We start from the raw sequence: 19,331 nt of genomic DNA on the forward strand, positions 1-19,331 counted from the left end.
CTCTGTGTGTTCATTGTCTCTCTAGGGCTATAATCTCACTTGCAATTTGTGCTGCGCGCAGAAAGTCACCTAAGCGCTCAGCGGCTCTCATTTCTTCCCTCTTCAAATCCAGTTGCTCCTGCAATGGAAATTTTCGCACTTGATGAATATAATCATCCAAAATGTGCGGTGCCCATACGCCTGGAGCATCCATCATCATGATCGAACTTACGTTCTTCTCCAGTCGGTCGTCTTGCAAAGATGAAATAAAACGGCTTGTATCCGGTAACTTCCCTTGCGCGTAATAGGCATATAGATAAGCAGCAATTGCTGCATGATCCTCAATATTAAAGGCGTCGCCCAGATGCTTTTCTACATACTCTGCAGCTTCTAAATCCTGCATCATCCAGTGAAGCAGTCTGCGTTCAGCCACATGGTAAGCCGGCAACAGATTAGGTGTGGAGACCTGCCCTTTTTTATGCCTACCATTATTCCACCCATTTTCGTTATTATCCCCAAAGTTCTGTTTTTTTTGCAGGGATTGACGCAGTAAATTGCATTCTTGCTTCAAGGTTTCAAAATCCACCTTGACTTCGGCTGACACTTCGCGCAGATACACTTCCCGCTCGGTCGGGGATGACAGAGGTGCAATGACATTTAATGCTTCGCGGGAATACGCGATTCTTCCTTCTTCCTCTTGCAGTATATGGTTTTTTTTCAGATATATAAGCTTAAATTTCACCGTTGAAACAGCACTTTCGATAATTTGGCGCTGGAATCGTTCGCCGCCGTATTGCCGGATAAAATCATCCGGGTCCATACCGTCACTGACCAGCGCTACTTTCACGTGAAGCCCCGCATTTTCCAACAGCGGAAAATTTTTAAGCGCAGCAGCTTGTCCTGCCCGGTCACCATCATAACAAATAATGACCTCGTCGCACAGTCCTTTTAACATCGTAGCATGGTGCTCTGTTAGAGCAGTGCCCATGGCGGCCACCCCATTTTGTACGCCAGCTTCCCATGCCGAGATGACATCACCGTAGCCTTCAAAAAGAACACTTTGGCGAAGCTTGCGAATTGAGGTTTTAGCATGATGGAGATTGTACAGCGTTCGGCTCTTGTTGAATAGCTTGGTCTCCGGTGAATTCAAATACTTCGGCTGTCCCTCACCAAGTATACGGCCTGCAAAGGCAATAACTTTTCCGTTGCGATTCCAAATGGGAAACATGATACGATCTCTGAATCGATCCACATATCCATCACCCTCATGCCGGGGAGAAATAAGCCCTCCCTTTTCCATCTCCACGGGATCAAAAGAACGCTTATCCAGAAACTGAACGATTGTATCCCATCGGTTGGGTGCATAGCCAATTTGAAATTGATCAATGATCTTGTCACTGAATCCTCGTGAGCGCAAGTATTCCATAGCTGGTTTGCCGTGCTCCGTATTTTTAAGCAAAAAATGGTACATCTTAGAAGTTAACTCATACGCTTGCAACAGCCTGTCCAACTCAGGATGCTGATGCGATGAATCACGTCCCTGCCATTCGCCGAGCGGGATATGACTTTCTTCTGCCATTGTCCTGACAGCTTCGGGAAAGGATAGTCCTTCGATTTCCATCATAAACTTGATGGCATTGCCTCCCGCGCCGCAGCCGTAGCAGTAAAAAATCTGACGATCCGGTGTCACGGTGAATGAAGGGGTTTTTTCGGAATGAAAAGGACAGAGGCCTTTCATATATTTCCCCTGCTTGGTCAAATGCACGTACTTGCTTACCGTATCTACAATATCATGATGTTGTAAAACTGACTCAATGATATCGTCCGGTATGTTACCTTGTCCGGCACTCATATTAACCACCTTCATCTCTTTAGCACGTAAATATAATTCGATACCGTTACTCATTCTCCTGCAAGCGAAGTAAAAGTTTTGTCAGTTTATGTTGAAAAACTTCACGATCCTCTAATGAAAACGGTTTAGGGCCTTTTCCATAACGTCCTTTTTTCCGTTCTTTGGCAGAAGTATGACGTCGGTCAAGCATGAAATCTATCGAATCGTTTCGATACATAGCTCCGCGAAAAGACATCACTTCACAACCTTTTGCCAAGGCAAGTGCAGCAAGACCATAATCATTGGTGGTTACAATATCTCCACGGCGGATATGATTGGCAATATAGAGATCGGCACTTTGGTCGCTTCGGTCTACTTTAACGACGCTTACACCTTTGCTGCCCTGAATGAGATGATCATATGAAGATACCATAATAACCTCAATATGAAAACGGGAAGCTATCTCCGCAATTTCACTTTTAACAGGACAAGCGTCCCCGTCAACAACGATCCTCACACCCAGTAAAGTTCCGGTTCCCCCCATAAGCATCCCCCATCCGCATTCGAGTAAAATACGGAACGGCTGCAAGATTACTCTTACACCGTTCCGTATATTTATACCCATTTTTTCAAGTTGTTCATACTACCACAACTGACGTTTAAACTACAAGCTTGGAAAAATCGGCAAAACGCTTCAGTTCTGAGTCAATAACAGCCAGCAATGCCAAACGATTATTACGAACAGCGTCATCCTCAGCCATAACCATAACGGAATCAAAGAACGCCGTTACCGCAGGGGTAATGGATGAAGCTAGCGCTAACGCCCGTGTCGCATCACCTTCCTGTAGAGCTACGCTGTAAGATTCATAAGCGCTATACCATGCTTCGTAAAGCGTTTTTTCGCCTTGTTCCGTAAACTCACCCGTATTAACTGACTTATGAACTGCTTTAGCAGCCAGATTACCTACACGATTAAAGGATTCAACTGTTGCTTTGAATACCTCACCTGTTTGTACGGCAGTCATTAACGCAGCTCCGCGGTTAACAACGGAAGCAACGTCGTCATATCCAGCTGCAAGCACAGCATCCACAACGTCATAACGAAGTGTCTCAGACAATAGTTTCTTCACGCGTAATCCAAAAAACTCATGTAATTCTTTACGTATTTCATCCGCGGAACGTTTCATATTTCCAAGGTTGCTGTGCACATCGAGCGCGATATTGAACACATCAGACAACGTAGCTGAAAGCTTACGATCCAACAAAATCTGCACAATACCTGCTGCCTGGCGACGAAGCGCGTAAGGGTCCTGTGAACCTGTTGGAATAATACCGATGGAGAAGCAGCCTGTAATAGTATCTATCTTGTCTGCGATACTTACAATCGCTCCAGCATTCGTTGAAGGAACCGTTTCTCCTGCATAACGCGGCTGGTAATGCTCAAACACCGCTCTTGCCACTTCTTCCTTCTCTCCAGCCTTACGAGCATAGTCCTCACCCATCACACCTTGCAGTTCCGGGAACTCATATACCATTTGTGTTACCAGGTCAAATTTACAAATATCCGCTGCTCGACTAACCGATTCCTGTGTATCTGGAGAAACGCGAAGCTTCTCTGCCAGAGCATCAGCAATACGGCGGATCCGGCGCACTTTGTCTCCAACCGTTCCCAGCTCTTCGTGGAAAACGATACTTTCCAGTTTGGAGAGTGCATCCTTAATTTCCAGCTTCTGATCTTCTTCATAAAAGAATTTGGCATCAGACAGCCGCGCACGCAATACTTTTTCATTCCCTTTAGCAATGACTTCCAGCGATTGACTTCCTCCGTTACGTACCGTAACAAAATATGGCAGTAGCTCTCCTGTGCGATCCAGCACTGGGAAATAGCGTTGATGTTCACGCATGGAAGTAATGAGTACATCCTTCGGAATGTTCAGGAACGCAGGATCAAAACCTCCGAACAGTACTGTTGGGGTTTCCACCAAATACAGCACTTCTTCCAGCAAATCATCTTTTACCGCAATCGTCCAATCTTTTTCGGCAGCCAGCGCTTCAATCTGCTTCACGATAAGCGATTGACGTTCCTCAATGTCCACAATGACATGCTGCTTGCGAAGCACTTCAACATAGTCAGCTGGACTTTCTACTACGGCATCCTGTCCAAGGAAACGATGCCCTCTTGTCACGTTTCCTGACTGCACGCCGGCAATCTCCAAATTAACAATATCGTTACCAAACAAGGCAATCAACCAGCGGATCGGACGAACAAATTTAAAGTCATAACTCGCCCAGCGCATAAATTTAGGGAATGTCATGGCATGTAAAATGTGCAATAAACCTTCGGACAGTACATCCGCCGTTGGAACACCTATGCTGCTCTTAGTTGCGTAAATATATTCCACGCCTCCAAGCTCCTTGAACGTAAACTGTTCAGGATCAACACCTTGGCTGCGAGCAAAGCCCAGTGCAGCCTTGCTCCAGTTACCAGCTTCGTCTAGTGCGATTTTGCGGGAAGGACCTTTAACCTCTTCGTTAATATCTTCTTGCTTCTCCGCTACTTCCTTCACAAGTACCGCCAAACGGCGAGGTGTAGCATAAGCCTCTACAGCACCATAAGCAATACGCGAGCTGTCAAGCCATGCCGTCATACGCTGCTTCAACTGCTGAATCGCATTCGGGATAAAACGTGCAGGGACTTCTTCCAACCCGATCTCAAACAATAAATCTTTAGACATTTGCCGCACCTCCTTTCTTCAACAGCGGGAAGCCCAGCTTCTCGCGCTCCTCCAGATAGGTCGCAGCCACCTGACGCGCCAAATTACGCACTCGTATAATAAACCCAGTCCGTTCCGTCACACTGATCGCTCCGCGAGCGTCCAGCAAGTTGAACGCATGAGAACATTTCAGCACATAATCATAGGCTGGAAATACAAGATGCTGCGCCATCGCTTTATTTGCCTCTTCTTCGTACATATTGAAAAGAGTAAAGAGCATTTTGACGTCAGATACTTCGAACGTATACTTGGAATGCTCAAATTCAGGCTGGTGGAAGACATCACCGTACGTGATTCCGTTGACCCACTCCAAATCGAACACATTCTCCTTGTCCTGGATGTAGGAAGCAAGACGCTCCATACCATACGTGATTTCTACCGCAACCGGACTGGCATCAATACCGCCCACTTGCTGGAAATAGGTGAATTGGGTAATTTCCATACCGTCCAGCCATACTTCCCAACCTAAGCCCCACGCTCCCAACGTCGGTGCTTCCCAGTTGTCTTCAACGAAACGAATATCATGCTCCAGAGGGTTAATGCCCAAACGGCTCAAACTCTCCAAATACAATTCCTGAATGTTATCCGGTGAAGGCTTCAAAACGACTTGGAACTGATGATGCTGATACAGGCGATTCGGGTTCTCACCATAACGTCCGTCTGACGGACGACGAGAAGGCTCAACATAAGCTACATTCCACGGCTCAGGTCCGATCGAACGTAAATACGTCATTGGGTTCATCGTGCCTGCCCCTTTTTCCGTATCATACGGCTGTACAATAATACAGTTGTGTTCAGCCCAAAATTGTTGCAGCGTTAAAATCATCTGCTGAAAATTCATTGGTACACGCTCCCTTTCCACTTCTCTCAAATGTTGGTGATTTCTTCTCATTAAGCTCGTATGTACAGGGCTATTTTATCCCAAAAGCCTTGCTAGAGACAGCAAAAAGCCCCCGCCTCTACGCCTGTACAGACGTAGGGACGAGAGCTGACTCCCGCGGTTCCACCCTACTTGATTGCGATCCTACATCACCAATCAGATCGTAATCCTCTTTTCCGTGTCCATTCAGACGCTCCCGAGTGCCTTGTTCACGAAGAATTCCCGCTGGGCTTACACCGTCCCCAACTCGCTAATTACAGAGAATACATCCCGCTACTTTCTCGTTCAATGCATCTGCTCCCGAAGGAGATATATAGTAGGATATTACACGTTTTCAGCAATACAGTCAAGAGAATAGGGCGTTTCACATATCGTATTTGTCGAGCTGATCCAAGAAATTGCGGGATTTCAGCTTGACCTCCAACTGCATATCCATGAACTGACGCATGACATGTTTGATCTCCAGCTTGGTGGAGTCCTTCACGTCAATGTTGCCGAGCCGATTCAAATCCATTCTGGCGAACAAGCGCAGCAACTTCAATGTACGTGGAGTCACGCTCAATGCCGCTGGATCAAAATGCTTGTAGCTCCGACACAAAACTCCGCCTAGTCTCGGACTGACAAACATATCTTCATCAGCACATTGTTGACCACTTGAAATACATGCATCAAGCTGAGGAGCATATCCGGCCGCCTGCAATATTTTAAATTCATAAATACTCATGACGATCAGCGGATCTTTGCCACTCTCCAGCGCCTCCAAACATGCTTTTAGCTGCTTAAACCAGAACGCACCTGTTTCCTCATCCTGTAACACCCGATCGAGTAATTCACAAGCATAGGAAGCGTAAGCAGCCTTAGTAATATCCTCGCGTAATGTATGGTGGGATTGGATGATTTCACCGGCATTCAACGTGCCTAAGCCTGTGTTTCGAAAAAAAACGAATTCACCGTACGTAAACGGCTGCGTTAAAGCAGCGTGACGGCTTTTGGACTTTTTTGCACCTCTGACCAGCACGCCTGCTTTGCCTCCGCTTTCGGTGCAAAGCGTAATAATTTTGTTCCCCTCACCGTAATCCATGCTGCGGATGACGATTCCTTCCACCCTGTAAAGCATGCCTCTTCCCCCAAACATTCGCGAAGAAGCCAGTGGCTTGTACTATTCACGGGCTTCTTCATGCTCGTCCGACTCTCCTTCATCCGTATCTTGCTCCCTTGTCATGGCGCTCTCCCGGTATAACAGATACGCACCGACATCTCCAGTCATCGCAAAATACTTCCACGAAAAATCTCGCAATCGTATTCATCCTTTCTTCGGAAATGACGTTTGCATCTCAAAATTAGGATGATGCGAAGTGAAGGGAAGTATGCGATGGAATAAATGGTTGGTTTGAGAAAGGCTGCTGTATGTAGAATGGAATACGCTTCGCAAATGATTTGATCTTACGATCGCTGTTACCCCCGAATTTATTTGAATGTAAAACATACAAAGGGTTAAATTCGAGGGTAAAGGCGAACGCTATCGCTTCTTCAGATTCAAATCCTTCGCTCCGCTACATCGTGCATACAAGGCCTTTTTAAAACACACCTATTTCATCGCTGGAAGAAAAGGATAAAAAGAGCAAGAAGTTAAGCGCCGCACATACGCGGCGCTTTAAATGATCAGGAGACTATTACTATCTCAGCCAAGAGATCGGGACGGCTTTTTTATGATGCTTACTACAACTAATACATATTTATTTAATATCAATTTTCAGCCTCAATAAACCTTGAACTAAAGCGACGTAGAATTGAGTTCTGTTTTTAAGCGTCGCGATGGAAGCCCAGGTCACGAAGAACGCGTTCCTGGTTGCGCCAGTCTTTTTTGACCTTAACCCAAAGTTCCAGGAAAATCTTGGAGCCTAGCAGGTTTTGGATATCCTGGCGGGCCTGTTTGCCCACTTCTTTGAGCATGGCTCCCTGTTTGCCGATAATAATCCCCTTCTGGGAGTCACGTTCTACAAAAATAACAGCCATAATATGCACTACACCATTATCCTGCACTTTCATGTCTTCAATCATAACCGCAATAGAATGGGGTACTTCCTCACGTGTCATATGCAGAATTTTTTCCCGAACCAGCTCGGCAATAACAAACTGCTCAGGATGGTCGGTAATTTGATCATCTGGATAATATTGCGGACCTTCTGGCAAGTATTTTTGCACCTGCTCGAGCAGGGTGTTTACATTGTTGCCCATTTTGGCCGAGATCGGTACAATTTCTGCAAAATCGTATAACTTGCGATACTGCTCAATCAGGGGCAACAACGCTTCCGGCTCAATGCGATCAATTTTATTCAGCACCAAGATAACTGGCGTTTTTACTTGTTTAAGCTGTTCCGCAATAAAACGGTCGCCACCACCTAGGCCTTCAGCAGCGTCAATAAGAAAAAGTACCGCTTCTACTTCACCCAACGTATTAAAAGCAGTCTGATTCATGTAATCACCTAATTTTGACTGGCGCTTATGAATCCCGGGTGTATCCAAAAATACAATTTGTGTGTCCTCTGTAGTATATACGCCATGAATTTTGTTGCGTGTAGTTTGCGGCTTGTCCGACATAATGGCAATCTTCTGCCCAATGACATGGTTCATCAGTGTAGATTTTCCGACATTGGGTCTGCCAACAATTGCGACAAAGCCTGATTTAAAGTGTTTCTTAGCCATTTCATTTCCTCCAGCGCGATTAAGCACCTATTTTATTTTGGTTTTTCCATTAAAACAGCGAACTAATTAACGTCAACATAGGCCTATAAAACACAAATATACCAATAATTACAGCAAAAACCGCTGCCAGGAGCACGGCTCCGGCGGCGGTGTCTTTAGCCGCTTTGGCCAGCGGATGAATATCAGGTGAGATGAGATCCACCGCTGCTTCAACAGCGGTGTTGAACAGTTCGGCTACAATGACTATAGCGATAGCCACGCAGACGAATAACCAGTCGAGCCGGGAGATGTGCAGAGTTAAGCCTGCTACAATGACAAGGAGCGCCACGGCCACATGTATCCGCATATTTACTTGCGTACGCAGAGCGTACATCACGCCTTCTGCCGCATAGCGAAAAGTCATTCTCCAAGGCTGACGTCTCATTACCTTGTCAACCCCGCTTGAGCCAGTACAGCTTCCTGTTTGCCCATCATTTCAGCTTCACTCACATCATCCTGATGATCATAGCCTAACAGATGAAGAAAGCCGTGAACAAACAAAAAACCGATTTCACGCTCAATCGAATGTCCGTATTCTTCACTCTGAGCTTGCGCTGTTTGTACAGAGATTATAATATCCCCCAAAACATCAGGTACATCATTCAATGAATTTTCATCATTCGGTTCGTAAATAATTTCAAGCTCTTCATCCAGTGTTTCCTTCATAGCAAAAGACAACACATCGGTGGGACGATCAATTCCCCGATAGTCCCTGTTCAACTCATGAATTTGCTCATCATTAACGAAGGTAAGGGCTACCTCACCGTCAGTGACTCCTTCCACTTTGCCTGCCTCCTCTAATAAGGTGTTCAGCAGCGTAATCAAGGATTCGTTAATTACCATATCGTTTTGTTCATTATTCCAAGCTAATTGAAGGCCCATGCCAACCGCTCCTTTTAATTCTAGTGCTCTAACCGTACTTCATGCACAAGTTATATTAAGCTTTTCCGTTTTCAGACTTGGGCCTTTCCTCCGGATACTCAATACGGGAATGGAAAATCCCCATTACTGTTTCCTTGAGGGTTTGAGCCACGATATCAAGCTCCCGCATGGTCAGCTCGCAGTCGTTAAATTGGTGATCATCCAGACGGCTCTTAATAATTTTCTCAATCATGGATTCAACCTGTTCCACTGTCGGCTTCCGTAAGGAACGAACTGCTGCCTCCACGCTATCAGCAATTCCCACCACAGCAGACTCTTTAGACTGAGCCTTCGGTCCCGGATAACGGAAATCATCCTCCGTGAAGTCAGGCTCCACCCCCCGCTCTTCAGCTTCGCGCAACGCCTTGTGATAAAAATAGTGTAAGAATGTCGTTCCGTGGTGCTGCTCGGCAATATCGCGAATGGGCTTGGGCAGCTTGTAATCCAATTGCATTTCCACGCCGTCACGAGCATGGGCGATAATGATGGATTTGCTCAGCTTGGGCTCTATTGTATCATGTGGATTTTCCAACCCATTTTGATTTTCAATGAAGTACGAAGGCCTCTTGGTTTTACCAATATCATGATAATACGAACCAACCCGGCACAACAAGCCGTTTGCCCCTATAGCCTCCGCTGCGGCCTCTGACAGATTACCCACCATTACACTATGATGATACGTTCCCGGTGTCTCCGTAAGCAGCTTGCGGAGCAATGGATGATTGGGATTTGACAGCTCAACAAGCTTCAGTGCCGACAAGATACCAAAGGTAGACTCAAAAAATGGCATTAGCCCAATAACAAGTATTGCTGTTATCAGACCGCCTGCAAAAGCAAAAGCTACCCCATAGAGCGTCGTCGTTTGAGTCCAATTCCCTTGGTCAATCAGTGCGAGAGAAAAAACAGACAGGGCACCGAACAGGCATACCATAATCGCCCCTTTGAACAGTGTTGAACGCTGGCTGGCTCGATGAGTAGAGAAAATCGCTGCCAGACAGACCACAATAGCAAAAAATCCAAAATTAAAGTCGAAAATTTGTCCCTGACGGACATTCAAAATAACACTTGCCAATATACTGAATATAACGGCACATACGAAAGCCAACGACATATCAAGCAACAGCGTTACAAGCATAGCTCCAAGCGCGATAGGCGCCAGATAGCCGAGATAGGAACGTTCATTGTTCTGCAGTATGGAAATTAACATCATTGCTCCAACTGTTATCACAAAGATTAATACTAGCATGAGCAACTGCGCATTATTATACTTGAAGTTTCGTGTTCGTGATTGAAATTGACGAATATACATAAACAGGCCCAATGCCAGCATCATAGACAACATCAGCAGTCCAAATTGTGGCCAATAATTGATTTTATCCTTGAGCAATTCATTTTCATCAAGCAGTGTATAGATTTCCTGGGTAATAATCTCACCCTTCTTGACGAGTACTTCACCCTGTTTAATGTAAACTGTCGGTGTATCTTCACGAGCCTGTACCTTTGCGTCCTTCGTAGCTGTATCATCATAAAACTTGTTGGCGGTAATCACAAGCCTTGCAAGTTCCTGAACAACCTCCCGTGAAGTACGCTTAGTAAGCGAGCTTGTACTAACCCGCTCAGCTACTTTCGCTCGGGCTGTCTGAGCATCCGTAATTTGATCATTCATCAACCCTGTCACAATCTCACGGGCAACAGGCCGCATTTCAGCAATATCCTCAGATGTAAGGCGCGGAATTTTAATGAATGTCTCCTCTGGAATTCGGTACGTTTGCTCTTTCGTTTTTTCCAGCACTTCATCCAGCAACTTATCTGGGTAGGCATCCGCATTACGGCTGTTATTCACAAAATTTTGTACAAATTCCCGTGCACGTTGCGGAATCTCATCCTTATAAATCGAAATCTTATCTGCTCTGGAGACCTGGTCATCCTGATTGAGCCGTTCAATTCGATCCAAAATACCAGTAATCAGGTTATCGTTGCGAACGGGCACAATGGTATACATGGGCTGCACACGTTCAGCTGATTCCTCTTGAGCCTTCAAAGTCGCCTTACTGTTAGGAAGCTGCATCGGGGCGACAATTTCCTTTTCACTCGGTTGATTTACCCGAATATCATAACGCTCGGGAAGCAGCTTGGACGCAAAGCCTACATAAAAAAGAACCACCAAAAATAAAAACAGAAGATAGCGTGTCGCCACGCTATACTTCCATCCATTCATTCTATGCTGGAACGTTTTCCCTTTAGATAATTCCTTCGAGGTCATCTAAAACAATCCCTCTCCATCATCTTTTTCAAGGCAGCTACACTGCTCATTTTATACTTTTTCTGGTCGTACACGGCATACTCGTGATTGAATGACTATCCTTGATTTTCGGCAACTCGGTCATAAGCAACAATAATTTTCTGTACCAGGGAATGACGGACAACATCCTCTTCTGCAAACTGGACAAAGCCTATTTCCTCAATCCCTTGTAAAATCGCATTCGCTTCAATCAGACCGGATTTTTTGCCACGAGGCAAATCAATTTGCGTAACATCGCCGGTAATGACCATTTTGGAGCCAAAGCCAAGTCGAGTCAAAAACATTTTCATTTGCTCGGGTGTAGTGTTTTGCGCTTCGTCCAAAATAATAAAAGAGTCATCCAGCGTACGTCCCCGCATATAAGCCAAAGGTGCAATTTCTATTAATCCGCGCTCCAGTGCCTTTGCAGTCTGCTCTGGGCCCATCACATCGTATAGGGCATCATACAATGGGCGTAAATACGGATCAACTTTTTCCTGTAAATCCCCTGGTAAAAAACCTAAATTTTCACCTGCTTCCACCGCAGGACGAGTCAGTACAATGCGCTTGACTGAACCTTCCTTCAGGGCAGCTACGGCCAGCACTACAGCCAGATAGGTTTTACCAGTACCCGCCGGGCCAATTCCAAATACAATATCGCGTTTCTTAATCGTGGTTACATAGTGCTTTTGTCCAATCGTTTTGACGCGAATCGGTTTACCCCGGAACGTCGTCGTAATTTCACCCTTGAACAAATCGAGCAGCTGATCAGCGCGCAAATCTTTTGCCAGTTCAATCGCATAATGGACATCCCTTTCGGTCAGTATATACCCATTGCGAATTAACTGGAGTAATACGTCGAACAATTGTTCGAGCACTTCCACCTCGTGAGCATTACCAAAAACATTAACTTCTGCCTCACGAGATGCTATTTTTGCGGGAATAGCTGCTTCGATTAATTTCAAAAAGGAATCCTGCGGGCCAAATAACGCCTGTCCTTCTCCCGCATTGTTCAATGCAATTTGTATGCTGCGTTGTTGTTCTGCCAAATAGCCTCATTCTCCTTGGTTATGAACTAACGGAAGTTCTTCCGCAATATCCTGCTCCACTTCAAAAAGCACTTTCATATAAACTTTACCATTCTCTCTCTTCTCATGCAAAATTTTTTGGCTCATTATTTTCGTTCCTTTGCCGTATTTAGCTAAAATATCAGCTCGCGCGCCTTCTAAACCTGACATTTTCGCTTCTGCTTCCGTAAGCTTCTGCTCCTGTATCTTTGTCTCCCTCACACTTTCGGTCATCCAACCCATCGGAAGTTTGTAGGAACGCCATGTTAGCGGATCATGTTCAACTGTTGTTTTATGTGTAGAATAAGGTATTTTCCCATATCCCCACAATTGTATCGCACGGTTGCCTAGGACCAGATACAAGCGGTCATGACTGATACCTGTATACGTGCTGCTGCGTTGCACCGTGGGACTGCTAATTTCGTATTCATGCCATACAAGACCCTTAACCTCTCCTTTGGCTACGACCTGCTGTTGGTTCTCCTCATCTCCAAGCGTTCCAGAGATGAGGATGGCTCCTTTTTTGACACGCGTATTTTTATGCACGACAGGACGACCCTGCTCGGCAAAAATTTCAGTAACTACCGCATCTGCCTTACTAATGATATGACGAGGGCTGTAGAGCGGCGCAGGGGTAGGCTGTGAAGCTTCAACAACCTGAATCGTCACCAAAGTACCCTGCTTTTCCACACCGATCCAGGATGCCTCTGGAAGCTTCTGCATGAGCGCACGTGAAAGCTTGTCTTGACTGGATAGACGAAAGCTCCATTGAAATGGATACAGGCCCTCCTGTCGAGCGGCTTTGAGAACAGATTCCGTCGATAGCTTATCATTCCCCTTTACTTCAATGTCCCAGATAAGCGAAGACATCAGCAGAAGACCTATCCAGAACAAAGCCAATCCAGCCAGGAAAAATTTACGTTTGGCAAGTCGTACAGCAGTAAAGGGAAGCCCTTGCCGCTTCAGAACATGCATTTTACAGCCTGTCCTTCTCAAAAGCGGGCGTAGGAGGAAGACGTGCGGCAGCAGAAGGTTCATTTCTGCATGTCTAGTACCCATCGGCCGCACGTTCCACACAGGTATATGGTGATCGGTGAGTAAATTAATGAAAGCTTCCACACTTTCGCCCTTGATAGCAAGGGTAACCGTACCACGCAGCTTTGCTAAAGCAGGATGTTTCACGAGCCTTCCTCCGTTCCTTCCATTTGGATATCCGTTATATGTCCCTCCACACTTACCTGCTCTGGCAGAATAGACGTAATGACTAGATCATGGCCGGACACCCTCAGCCTGCCTTGCGCAAGTGCAAGTACGAGCTGATCCGGCGTGAAATCCACCACGCCCCGGTGATTCTCCACATAAAGCTGACGGCTGCCGATGAGGGTTAACCGCGGCAGGTCAAATAGAATGTCCTGCGGAAGCTCCAGCGTCTCGCTGGCCCACTTTCGCAGTTTGCGGCTCATCCTGCTCATACGGCGAAATCTCCCTTCCTGTCATCAAAATATTTGTTATCCAACGGCTTAAAGTTGTTTTGATGACAGCACGCTGCTATTTTTTCATCTTCTGTTATTGCCATCCGGTACCCATAGATGTTTCAAGGCAGCTACGCTGCTGGCTTTCCATCTTATATTCTTATTATCAGTGAACACCATTACACCAGCGCCACAGATATCTGTACTGTACATTTTATGATCCAGTCGCGGCATTTATGAGGCTAAACTTACAATTCGTAGTAGCTACTATATAGCAGAGGAAAAAGATGTGTCCTTTCAAAATTCACAACAAAAAAGACAACCTCATTTTCATATTGAAAACAAAGGTTGTCTTCTTTTGAATTTCATTAAATGACACGGTTATTTTTCGCTATCTCGATTTAAAAGAGAGTTTTTTCTAGAGTATAAGAAGTAAACAGCCATACCAATGACAAGCCAAATAATAAAGCGAATAAATGTCTGGCCATTCAAATTAAGAATGAGCACCCCACATGAAACGATAGCCAGGATCGGGATATACGGAACTCCAGGACATCGGAAGGCCCTTGGCAAGTCAGGTTGTGTTTTTCTCATAACGATAACGGCGACCGAAATCAGAATAAATGCTGACAAGGTTCCAATGTTCACCAAACTTGCTAACTCATCCAGCGGAATCAGTCCACCCATTAATGCAGATAAAGTGCCGAAAAACAACGTGTTAATGTAGGGCGTTTTGTATTTGGAATGAACCTTGGATAATACTTTGGGGACTAAGCCGTCACGTGACATAGCAAACATAATACGAGTTTGACCATAGAGCATTACCAGCATGACCGTTGTCATCCCTAAGATGGCTCCTATATCTACTATACCTGCAACCCAGTTCTGGCCTGCAACCTGCAATACCAATGACACGGGGTGAGAGATACCTTCAAATTGCATAAACGGTACTATACCAGTCATAATCGCGCTAACAATGACATACAAAAACGTACAAATAATGAGAGAGAAAATAATGCCTCGCGGTAAATTAGTAGTGGGATTTTTAGTTTCTTCAGCCGCTGATGAAACAGCATCAAAACCAATAAAAGAAAAAAACACAAGAGCTGCGGCTCCAAACACCCCACTGAACCCAAACGGCATAAACGGTGTCCAATTATCTGGCTTCACATATCTAAAAGCAACAATGATAAATAATAAAATAACAACAATTTTTATGATTACCATGATGTTGTTTATCCGTTTTGATTCTTTTATCCCTAAATAAAGCAAGAACGTGATACCCATCAAAATTAAAAAAGCTGGGAGATTAAAATAAGTAGTTTGGTCTTTCAAAGCCCCCGGTGCGGCAGTGAATTCAAGCGGAATGTGAAGGCCAATTCCGTTCAAAAATGATACAAAGTAACCCGACCAACCTGCGGAAACGGCGCTGGCTGCCAGCATGTATTCCAAAATTAAATCCCATCCAATAATAAAGGCCAATAGCTCCCCCATCGTAGCATATGTAAAGGTGTAAACAGAACCGGATACTGGAACGGTGGATGCAAACTCCGCATAAGCCAATGCTGCGAATAAACACGCGAGTCCCGCAATCACAAAAGAAAGAACCAAGCCTGGACCAGCCGTAACTGCTCCTGTACCTGTCAACACAAAAATTCCCGTTCCGATAATGGCTCCAATTCCAAGCATCGTTAAATCAAACGCACCCAGCTCCCTTTTGAGTGCTTTTTCCCCTCGCGTAGCGGCAATCAACTGATCAATGCTTTTCTTTCTAAACAAGCTATTTCCCATCGATCCCATCCTCCTAAAAATTAATTTTTCCATTTTTATAACCTTGTTGTATCACCTCGATATAAATAAAATTTTAGGTAAAATTGGAGTGAATTTCATAAGTATCTATCATTGAGAACATTATATATAAAAAAGAAAAAATGAAAACTGCTTTCGGAAAGCTCCATTCATATTGTTACATTTGATCATTTTTCAGGAATATATTTTCATAAATGAGGCGCTAAATTAGACAAAATGCCACCATTTTAGATGACAACAAATGTGAGAAAGCTAGAGCACACAAGGGATTATCACATTCGTTGTCAGGTAATTAGAGCATTTGTCGTTAATTCACTTTTTATTCCGAGCATGGTTATGTATTCCTAAAGCATCACAAAAAAAGATCCGCCACAGCCAAAGCCGTGACGGATCCACTATCATTTTAACGTCTTCCTCCACCCATGTAGCGCTTGGAACGTGGAGGACCTAATATTTCTGCCCAAATCACACCTCTGCGCAGATCAGCCGTATCCACCGTATTACGGTCTTGCGAAGCTATCTCTGGCGCATCTGTAATTTCCCCTGACTCCCTCGCATTGGATATACGATCGAGACGGGCTAAAACCATTTTTCGTTCTTCTTCCATAGCACGGATCCGATCCTCTAGAGTCGAACCGTTATCTAATGAATCCCGGTTCATTCGTTCTTCCGTTTCCGGCCGATCGCCCATTTCTTCTATGCGACGAGCTTCCATAACCGTCCGTCGTTCATTAGGAAATTGACGTTGCAGCTCTCCAGCAATATCCTGCTGACGTTGCTCTTGCCCATGTTCCATTGTGAAGGGTCCGGATGACGTCGAGGGCCCACGAGAACCATGATCACCACCAAAGGTAGGCATACCTTTTCGCGGCGGTGATTTCCGCCCTGTACCTTGGATGCTTTTCCCCAAAAAAGACACCAAAGCAAAGCCAATCACGATCAGGATATACAAATGTTCAAAGATCCAGCTGATAAAGTTCATTACTCACCACCTAGCTGCCGTAATTCATCGGCTATGTCCCGTTATTAATCCCGGTTCTTGTTGTCATTCCCCGAGTTCTCATTCGGTTTGCCTAAGGAGCCACGCATTTGCGTATCCGCCTCAATATTTTTCAAATTCATATAGTCCATGACACCAAGCTTCCCGCCGCGTAGCGCTTCAGCCATTGCCAGCGGTACTTCGGATTCGGATTCCACCACGCGTGCTCTCATTTCTACAACACGCGCCTTCATTTCCTGCTCCTGCGCTACAGCCATCGCACGCCGCTCTTCCGCTTTTGCCTGCGCAATACGTTTGTCGGCTTCCGCCTGCTCTGTTTGCAGAAAAGCACCAATATTTTTACCTACATCAACGTCCGCAATATCAATGGACAGGATTTCAAATGCTGTCCCGGCATCCAAACCTTTGGACAATACGGTTCTTGAAATTGAATCCGGGTTCTCCAGCACGTCCTTATGCGAGTTACTGGAACCTACGGTCGTAACAATACCTTCACCGACCCGTGCAATAATCGTTTCTTCTCCAGCCCCCCCAACAAGTCGATCAATGTTGGCACGCACCGTAACACGAGCTTTAACCTTCACTTCAATACCATCCTTGGCGACCGCAGCAACAATAGGTGTCTCAATAACACGCGGATTAACGCTCATTTGGACCGCTTGCAGAACATCCCGTCCAGCAAGATCAATCGCTGCCGCACGTTCAAACTCAAGCGGAATGTTAGCACGCTGCGCAGCAATCAACGCATTGATCACTCGGTCTACATTCCCTCCTGCGAGAAAGTGGCTTTCCAGCTGGTTGATGTTCAAGCCCAGACCCGCCTTGGTTGCCTTAATGAGCGGATTGACAATTCGGCTTGGCGTGACGCGCCGTAAGCGCATAGCTACCAGCGTAATGATGCCAATGCGCACACCCGAAGCCAATGCTGAAATCCACAGCATCACCGGGAAGAAACTAAAAAATACGCTCAATACAATAATCACTACAACGGCAATCAGCAAAACGCTGACAATACCCGATTCGAACACTCGCATCATCCTCCATTAATCTAATTCTTTGTTATTTGCTTGTTTAGACGCTAGTGTCTGCCTTGACCACAATTCGCCCGCCTTCTACTTTGGATACTATAATCGGCATATCTGTAGCAATAAACTCGCCGTTCGTTACAACATCGACTCGCTCATCAGCGATCAGCACCGTTCCGGCTGGACGAAGTGGAGTCAGACTGACACCCCTTTGACCTAATAGCATTTCCCGGTTCACAACTGAAGAAAAACCTTGTTCAGCCGTTAAACTTTCTTTAAGTATAAAACGGTTCCATATCCCTCGGTCCTTGAATACAACCGCGATGATCGCTACCACGGCAACCGCAGCTGCAAAGGCAATGCCCAAAGATATAAACGCATGCTGCATGTTGTATGCTGCACGAACAACTCCGGCGACAAGGCTGACGGAACCCAAAATGCCCAAAATACCAAAACTCGGGATGAACATTTCAAGTATAAGCAGAGCCAGACCGATAATAAACAACAACCACGTCTCCGAACCTGCAAAACCAGCGATATAATTGCCGAAAAAATACAAACCAAATCCGAGTATGCCCAAAATTCCCGGTACACCAAAACCGGGTACGATCAACTCAATAACAATACCTGCGATACCGATAAATAAAAGCAACGTCTGTACAATTGGGTTGGTCAATATCTCGGCTGCTTTTTCAGCCCATGTTCGCTCCACGTGAATGACATCATCCGTGCTGTAGCCCATCCACTGGATAACCTCTTGTTCGGAAGACGCGATGTGATCCGCATAACCCAACTTTAGCGCTTCCTCACTGGTTAAAGAAATGATCTGACCATTTTCCTTGTTAAAGTTCATCTCAGGAATAGATATGGTCGTTTTAGAGTCAACCATACCTCTGGCAATATCCGGATTACGTCCGCCAGCTTCTGCGGCAGATGCCATGCTACTCTTCCACCAGGCTATCGTTTTTGGATCTGTGATAGCCTGCCCCCCGCCGTCTACTAACGCTGCTGCTCCGATGATACTCCCCGGTTTCATAACAATCTTGTTTGCGCTCAACGCAATATAGCTACCCGCTGAGGCCGCTTCGCCCCTTATATAGGCTACGGTCGGAATTGGACTGTCTTTAATCAGTTTGCCCAGCTTCTCCGCTGTATCTACCCGTCCACCGGGAGTGTTAATATCCAGTAAAATCAGACCTGCTTTGGAATCTGCTGCTTCTGCAAATCCACGTTCCATAAATTTGCCCAGGCCATGCTCAATTTCCTGATCGACTGGTATAACAAACACAGCTCCACCTTTCGTTTGGGCCGCCGCTGATTCGGAATGAACTAAGGGCAACAGCAAAACGGATACCATAATCCACAACGTTAAAAGGGTCCATTTGCGACAGGAGTGGTGATGTTCTCTATGCATTTCTCTCCCCCCTTTCGATCTTTCTATGTTACAGCATACCAAACTTTGTTAGACAACTATACAGTTTTCAGGATGTAATGTGAAATTATTGGGTATATTGCTAATCCTGACGGCTGCCAAATACTTTACGCAC

At 45.5% G+C, this 19,331-nt stretch carries 17 protein-coding genes; all 17 read right to left on the bottom strand.

Annotated elements, in window-relative coordinates; genetic code table 11:
- Positions 1-10: 10 nt before the first annotated feature.
- The 17 genes from dnaG to ACYCS5_RS02690 all read right to left on the bottom strand — a co-directional run bounded on the left by dnaG (position 11) and on the right by ACYCS5_RS02690 (position 19,198).
- Positions 11-1,885 (bottom strand): DNA primase, encoded by a 1,875-nt coding sequence (dnaG, locus tag ACYCS5_RS02610; protein WP_029517786.1) that lies wholly within the window; start codon positions 1,883-1,885, stop codon positions 11-13.
- Entirely contained in the window at positions 1,878-2,354 is a 477-nt protein-coding gene (locus ACYCS5_RS02615) for a YaiI/YqxD family protein (RefSeq protein WP_029517787.1), read from the bottom strand. The genes dnaG and ACYCS5_RS02615 overlap by 8 nt, the downstream gene beginning before the upstream one ends.
- A 115-nt stretch (positions 2,355-2,469) precedes the next feature.
- The gene (gene glyS, locus ACYCS5_RS02620) at positions 2,470-4,545 is read right to left on the bottom strand and encodes a glycine--tRNA ligase subunit beta (RefSeq protein WP_340885942.1); all 2,076 of its coding nucleotides are present in this window, start codon (positions 4,543-4,545) and stop codon (positions 2,470-2,472) included.
- Positions 4,538-5,425: a glycine--tRNA ligase subunit alpha gene (gene glyQ / locus ACYCS5_RS02625; protein WP_023989480.1), complete on the bottom strand. Its 888-nt coding sequence runs from the start codon at positions 5,423-5,425 to the stop codon at positions 4,538-4,540. Before glyQ ends, glyS begins: the two co-directional genes overlap by 8 nt.
- Positions 5,426-5,828: 403 nt before the next feature.
- A complete protein-coding gene (recO, locus tag ACYCS5_RS02630) occupies positions 5,829-6,581 on the bottom strand; it encodes a DNA repair protein RecO (RefSeq protein WP_013311133.1) in 753 nt (250 codons plus the stop codon).
- A gap of 42 nt (positions 6,582-6,623) precedes the next feature.
- Positions 6,624-6,761, bottom strand: coding sequence for a YqzL family protein (locus ACYCS5_RS02635; protein WP_080658633.1), 138 nt, complete (start codon positions 6,759-6,761; stop codon positions 6,624-6,626).
- A gap of 506 nt (positions 6,762-7,267) precedes the next feature.
- On the bottom strand, positions 7,268-8,170 hold the full coding sequence (gene era / locus ACYCS5_RS02640) for a GTPase Era (protein WP_459760752.1): 903 nt from the start codon (positions 8,168-8,170) through the stop codon (positions 7,268-7,270).
- A 49-nt stretch (positions 8,171-8,219) separates the two neighbouring features.
- The gene (locus ACYCS5_RS02645) at positions 8,220-8,594 is read right to left on the bottom strand and encodes a diacylglycerol kinase family protein (protein WP_025722122.1); all 375 of its coding nucleotides are present in this window, start codon (positions 8,592-8,594) and stop codon (positions 8,220-8,222) included.
- On the bottom strand, positions 8,594-9,091 hold the full coding sequence (gene ybeY / locus ACYCS5_RS02650; RefSeq protein ID WP_029517792.1) for an rRNA maturation RNase YbeY: 498 nt from the start codon (positions 9,089-9,091) through the stop codon (positions 8,594-8,596). Before ybeY ends, ACYCS5_RS02645 begins: the two co-directional genes overlap by 1 nt.
- A gap of 55 nt (positions 9,092-9,146) precedes the next feature.
- On the bottom strand, positions 9,147-11,393 hold the full coding sequence (locus ACYCS5_RS02655) for an HD family phosphohydrolase (RefSeq protein ID WP_069010263.1): 2,247 nt from the start codon (positions 11,391-11,393) through the stop codon (positions 9,147-9,149).
- Between the two features lie 95 nt (positions 11,394-11,488).
- Positions 11,489-12,460, bottom strand: a complete 972-nt coding sequence (locus ACYCS5_RS02660) for a PhoH family protein (RefSeq protein WP_029517794.1) — start codon at positions 12,458-12,460, stop codon at positions 11,489-11,491.
- Between the two features lie 6 nt (positions 12,461-12,466).
- Positions 12,467-13,660: a sporulation protein YqfD gene (yqfD, locus tag ACYCS5_RS02665; protein ID WP_029517795.1), complete on the bottom strand. Its 1,194-nt coding sequence runs from the start codon at positions 13,658-13,660 to the stop codon at positions 12,467-12,469.
- On the bottom strand, positions 13,657-13,950 hold the full coding sequence (gene yqfC / locus ACYCS5_RS02670) for a sporulation protein YqfC (RefSeq protein ID WP_029517796.1): 294 nt from the start codon (positions 13,948-13,950) through the stop codon (positions 13,657-13,659). Before yqfC ends, yqfD begins: the two co-directional genes overlap by 4 nt.
- Positions 13,951-14,331: 381 nt before the next feature.
- Positions 14,332-15,741, bottom strand: a complete 1,410-nt coding sequence (locus ACYCS5_RS02675; RefSeq protein ID WP_165149027.1) for an amino acid permease — start codon at positions 15,739-15,741, stop codon at positions 14,332-14,334.
- A gap of 421 nt (positions 15,742-16,162) precedes the next feature.
- Positions 16,163-16,741, bottom strand: a complete 579-nt coding sequence (locus ACYCS5_RS02680; protein ID WP_340932677.1) for a hypothetical protein — start codon at positions 16,739-16,741, stop codon at positions 16,163-16,165.
- A 44-nt stretch (positions 16,742-16,785) separates the two neighbouring features.
- Entirely contained in the window at positions 16,786-17,787 is a 1,002-nt protein-coding gene (gene floA, locus ACYCS5_RS02685) for a flotillin-like protein FloA (RefSeq protein ID WP_029517799.1), read from the bottom strand.
- A 43-nt stretch (positions 17,788-17,830) separates the two neighbouring features.
- On the bottom strand, positions 17,831-19,198 hold the full coding sequence (locus tag ACYCS5_RS02690; RefSeq protein ID WP_165149024.1) for an NfeD family protein: 1,368 nt from the start codon (positions 19,196-19,198) through the stop codon (positions 17,831-17,833).
- Positions 19,199-19,331 lie beyond the last annotated feature (133 nt).

This window comes from Paenibacillus sp. SEL3 (assembly GCF_054602585.1).

What these genes read in the sequence shown, in the direction of transcription:
- dnaG (WP_029517786.1), bottom strand. Translation starts at nt 1,885, where the DNA reads ATGAGTAACGGTATCGAATTATATTTACGTGCTAAAGAGATGAAGGTG.
- ACYCS5_RS02615 (WP_029517787.1), bottom strand. Translation starts at nt 2,354, where the DNA reads ATGGGGGGAACCGGAACTTTACTGGGTGTGAGGATCGTTGTTGACGGG.
- glyS (WP_340885942.1), bottom strand. Translation starts at nt 4,545, where the DNA reads ATGTCTAAAGATTTATTGTTTGAGATCGGGTTGGAAGAAGTCCCTGCA.
- glyQ (WP_023989480.1), bottom strand. Translation starts at nt 5,425, where the DNA reads ATGAATTTTCAGCAGATGATTTTAACGCTGCAACAATTTTGGGCTGAA.
- recO (WP_013311133.1), bottom strand. Translation starts at nt 6,581, where the DNA reads ATGCTTTACAGGGTGGAAGGAATCGTCATCCGCAGCATGGATTACGGT.
- era (WP_459760752.1), bottom strand. Translation starts at nt 8,170, where the DNA reads ATGGCTAAGAAACACTTTAAATCAGGCTTTGTCGCAATTGTTGGCAGA.
- ACYCS5_RS02645 (WP_025722122.1), bottom strand. Translation starts at nt 8,594, where the DNA reads ATGAGACGTCAGCCTTGGAGAATGACTTTTCGCTATGCGGCAGAAGGC.
- ybeY (WP_029517792.1), bottom strand. Translation starts at nt 9,091, where the DNA reads ATGGGCCTTCAATTAGCTTGGAATAATGAACAAAACGATATGGTAATT.
- ACYCS5_RS02655 (WP_069010263.1), bottom strand. Translation starts at nt 11,393, where the DNA reads ATGACCTCGAAGGAATTATCTAAAGGGAAAACGTTCCAGCATAGAATG.
- yqfC (WP_029517796.1), bottom strand. Translation starts at nt 13,950, where the DNA reads ATGAGCAGGATGAGCCGCAAACTGCGAAAGTGGGCCAGCGAGACGCTG.
- ACYCS5_RS02675 (WP_165149027.1), bottom strand. Translation starts at nt 15,741, where the DNA reads ATGGGAAATAGCTTGTTTAGAAAGAAAAGCATTGATCAGTTGATTGCC.
- ACYCS5_RS02680 (WP_340932677.1), bottom strand. Translation starts at nt 16,741, where the DNA reads ATGAACTTTATCAGCTGGATCTTTGAACATTTGTATATCCTGATCGTG.
- ACYCS5_RS02690 (WP_165149024.1), bottom strand. Translation starts at nt 19,198, where the DNA reads ATGCATAGAGAACATCACCACTCCTGTCGCAAATGGACCCTTTTAACG.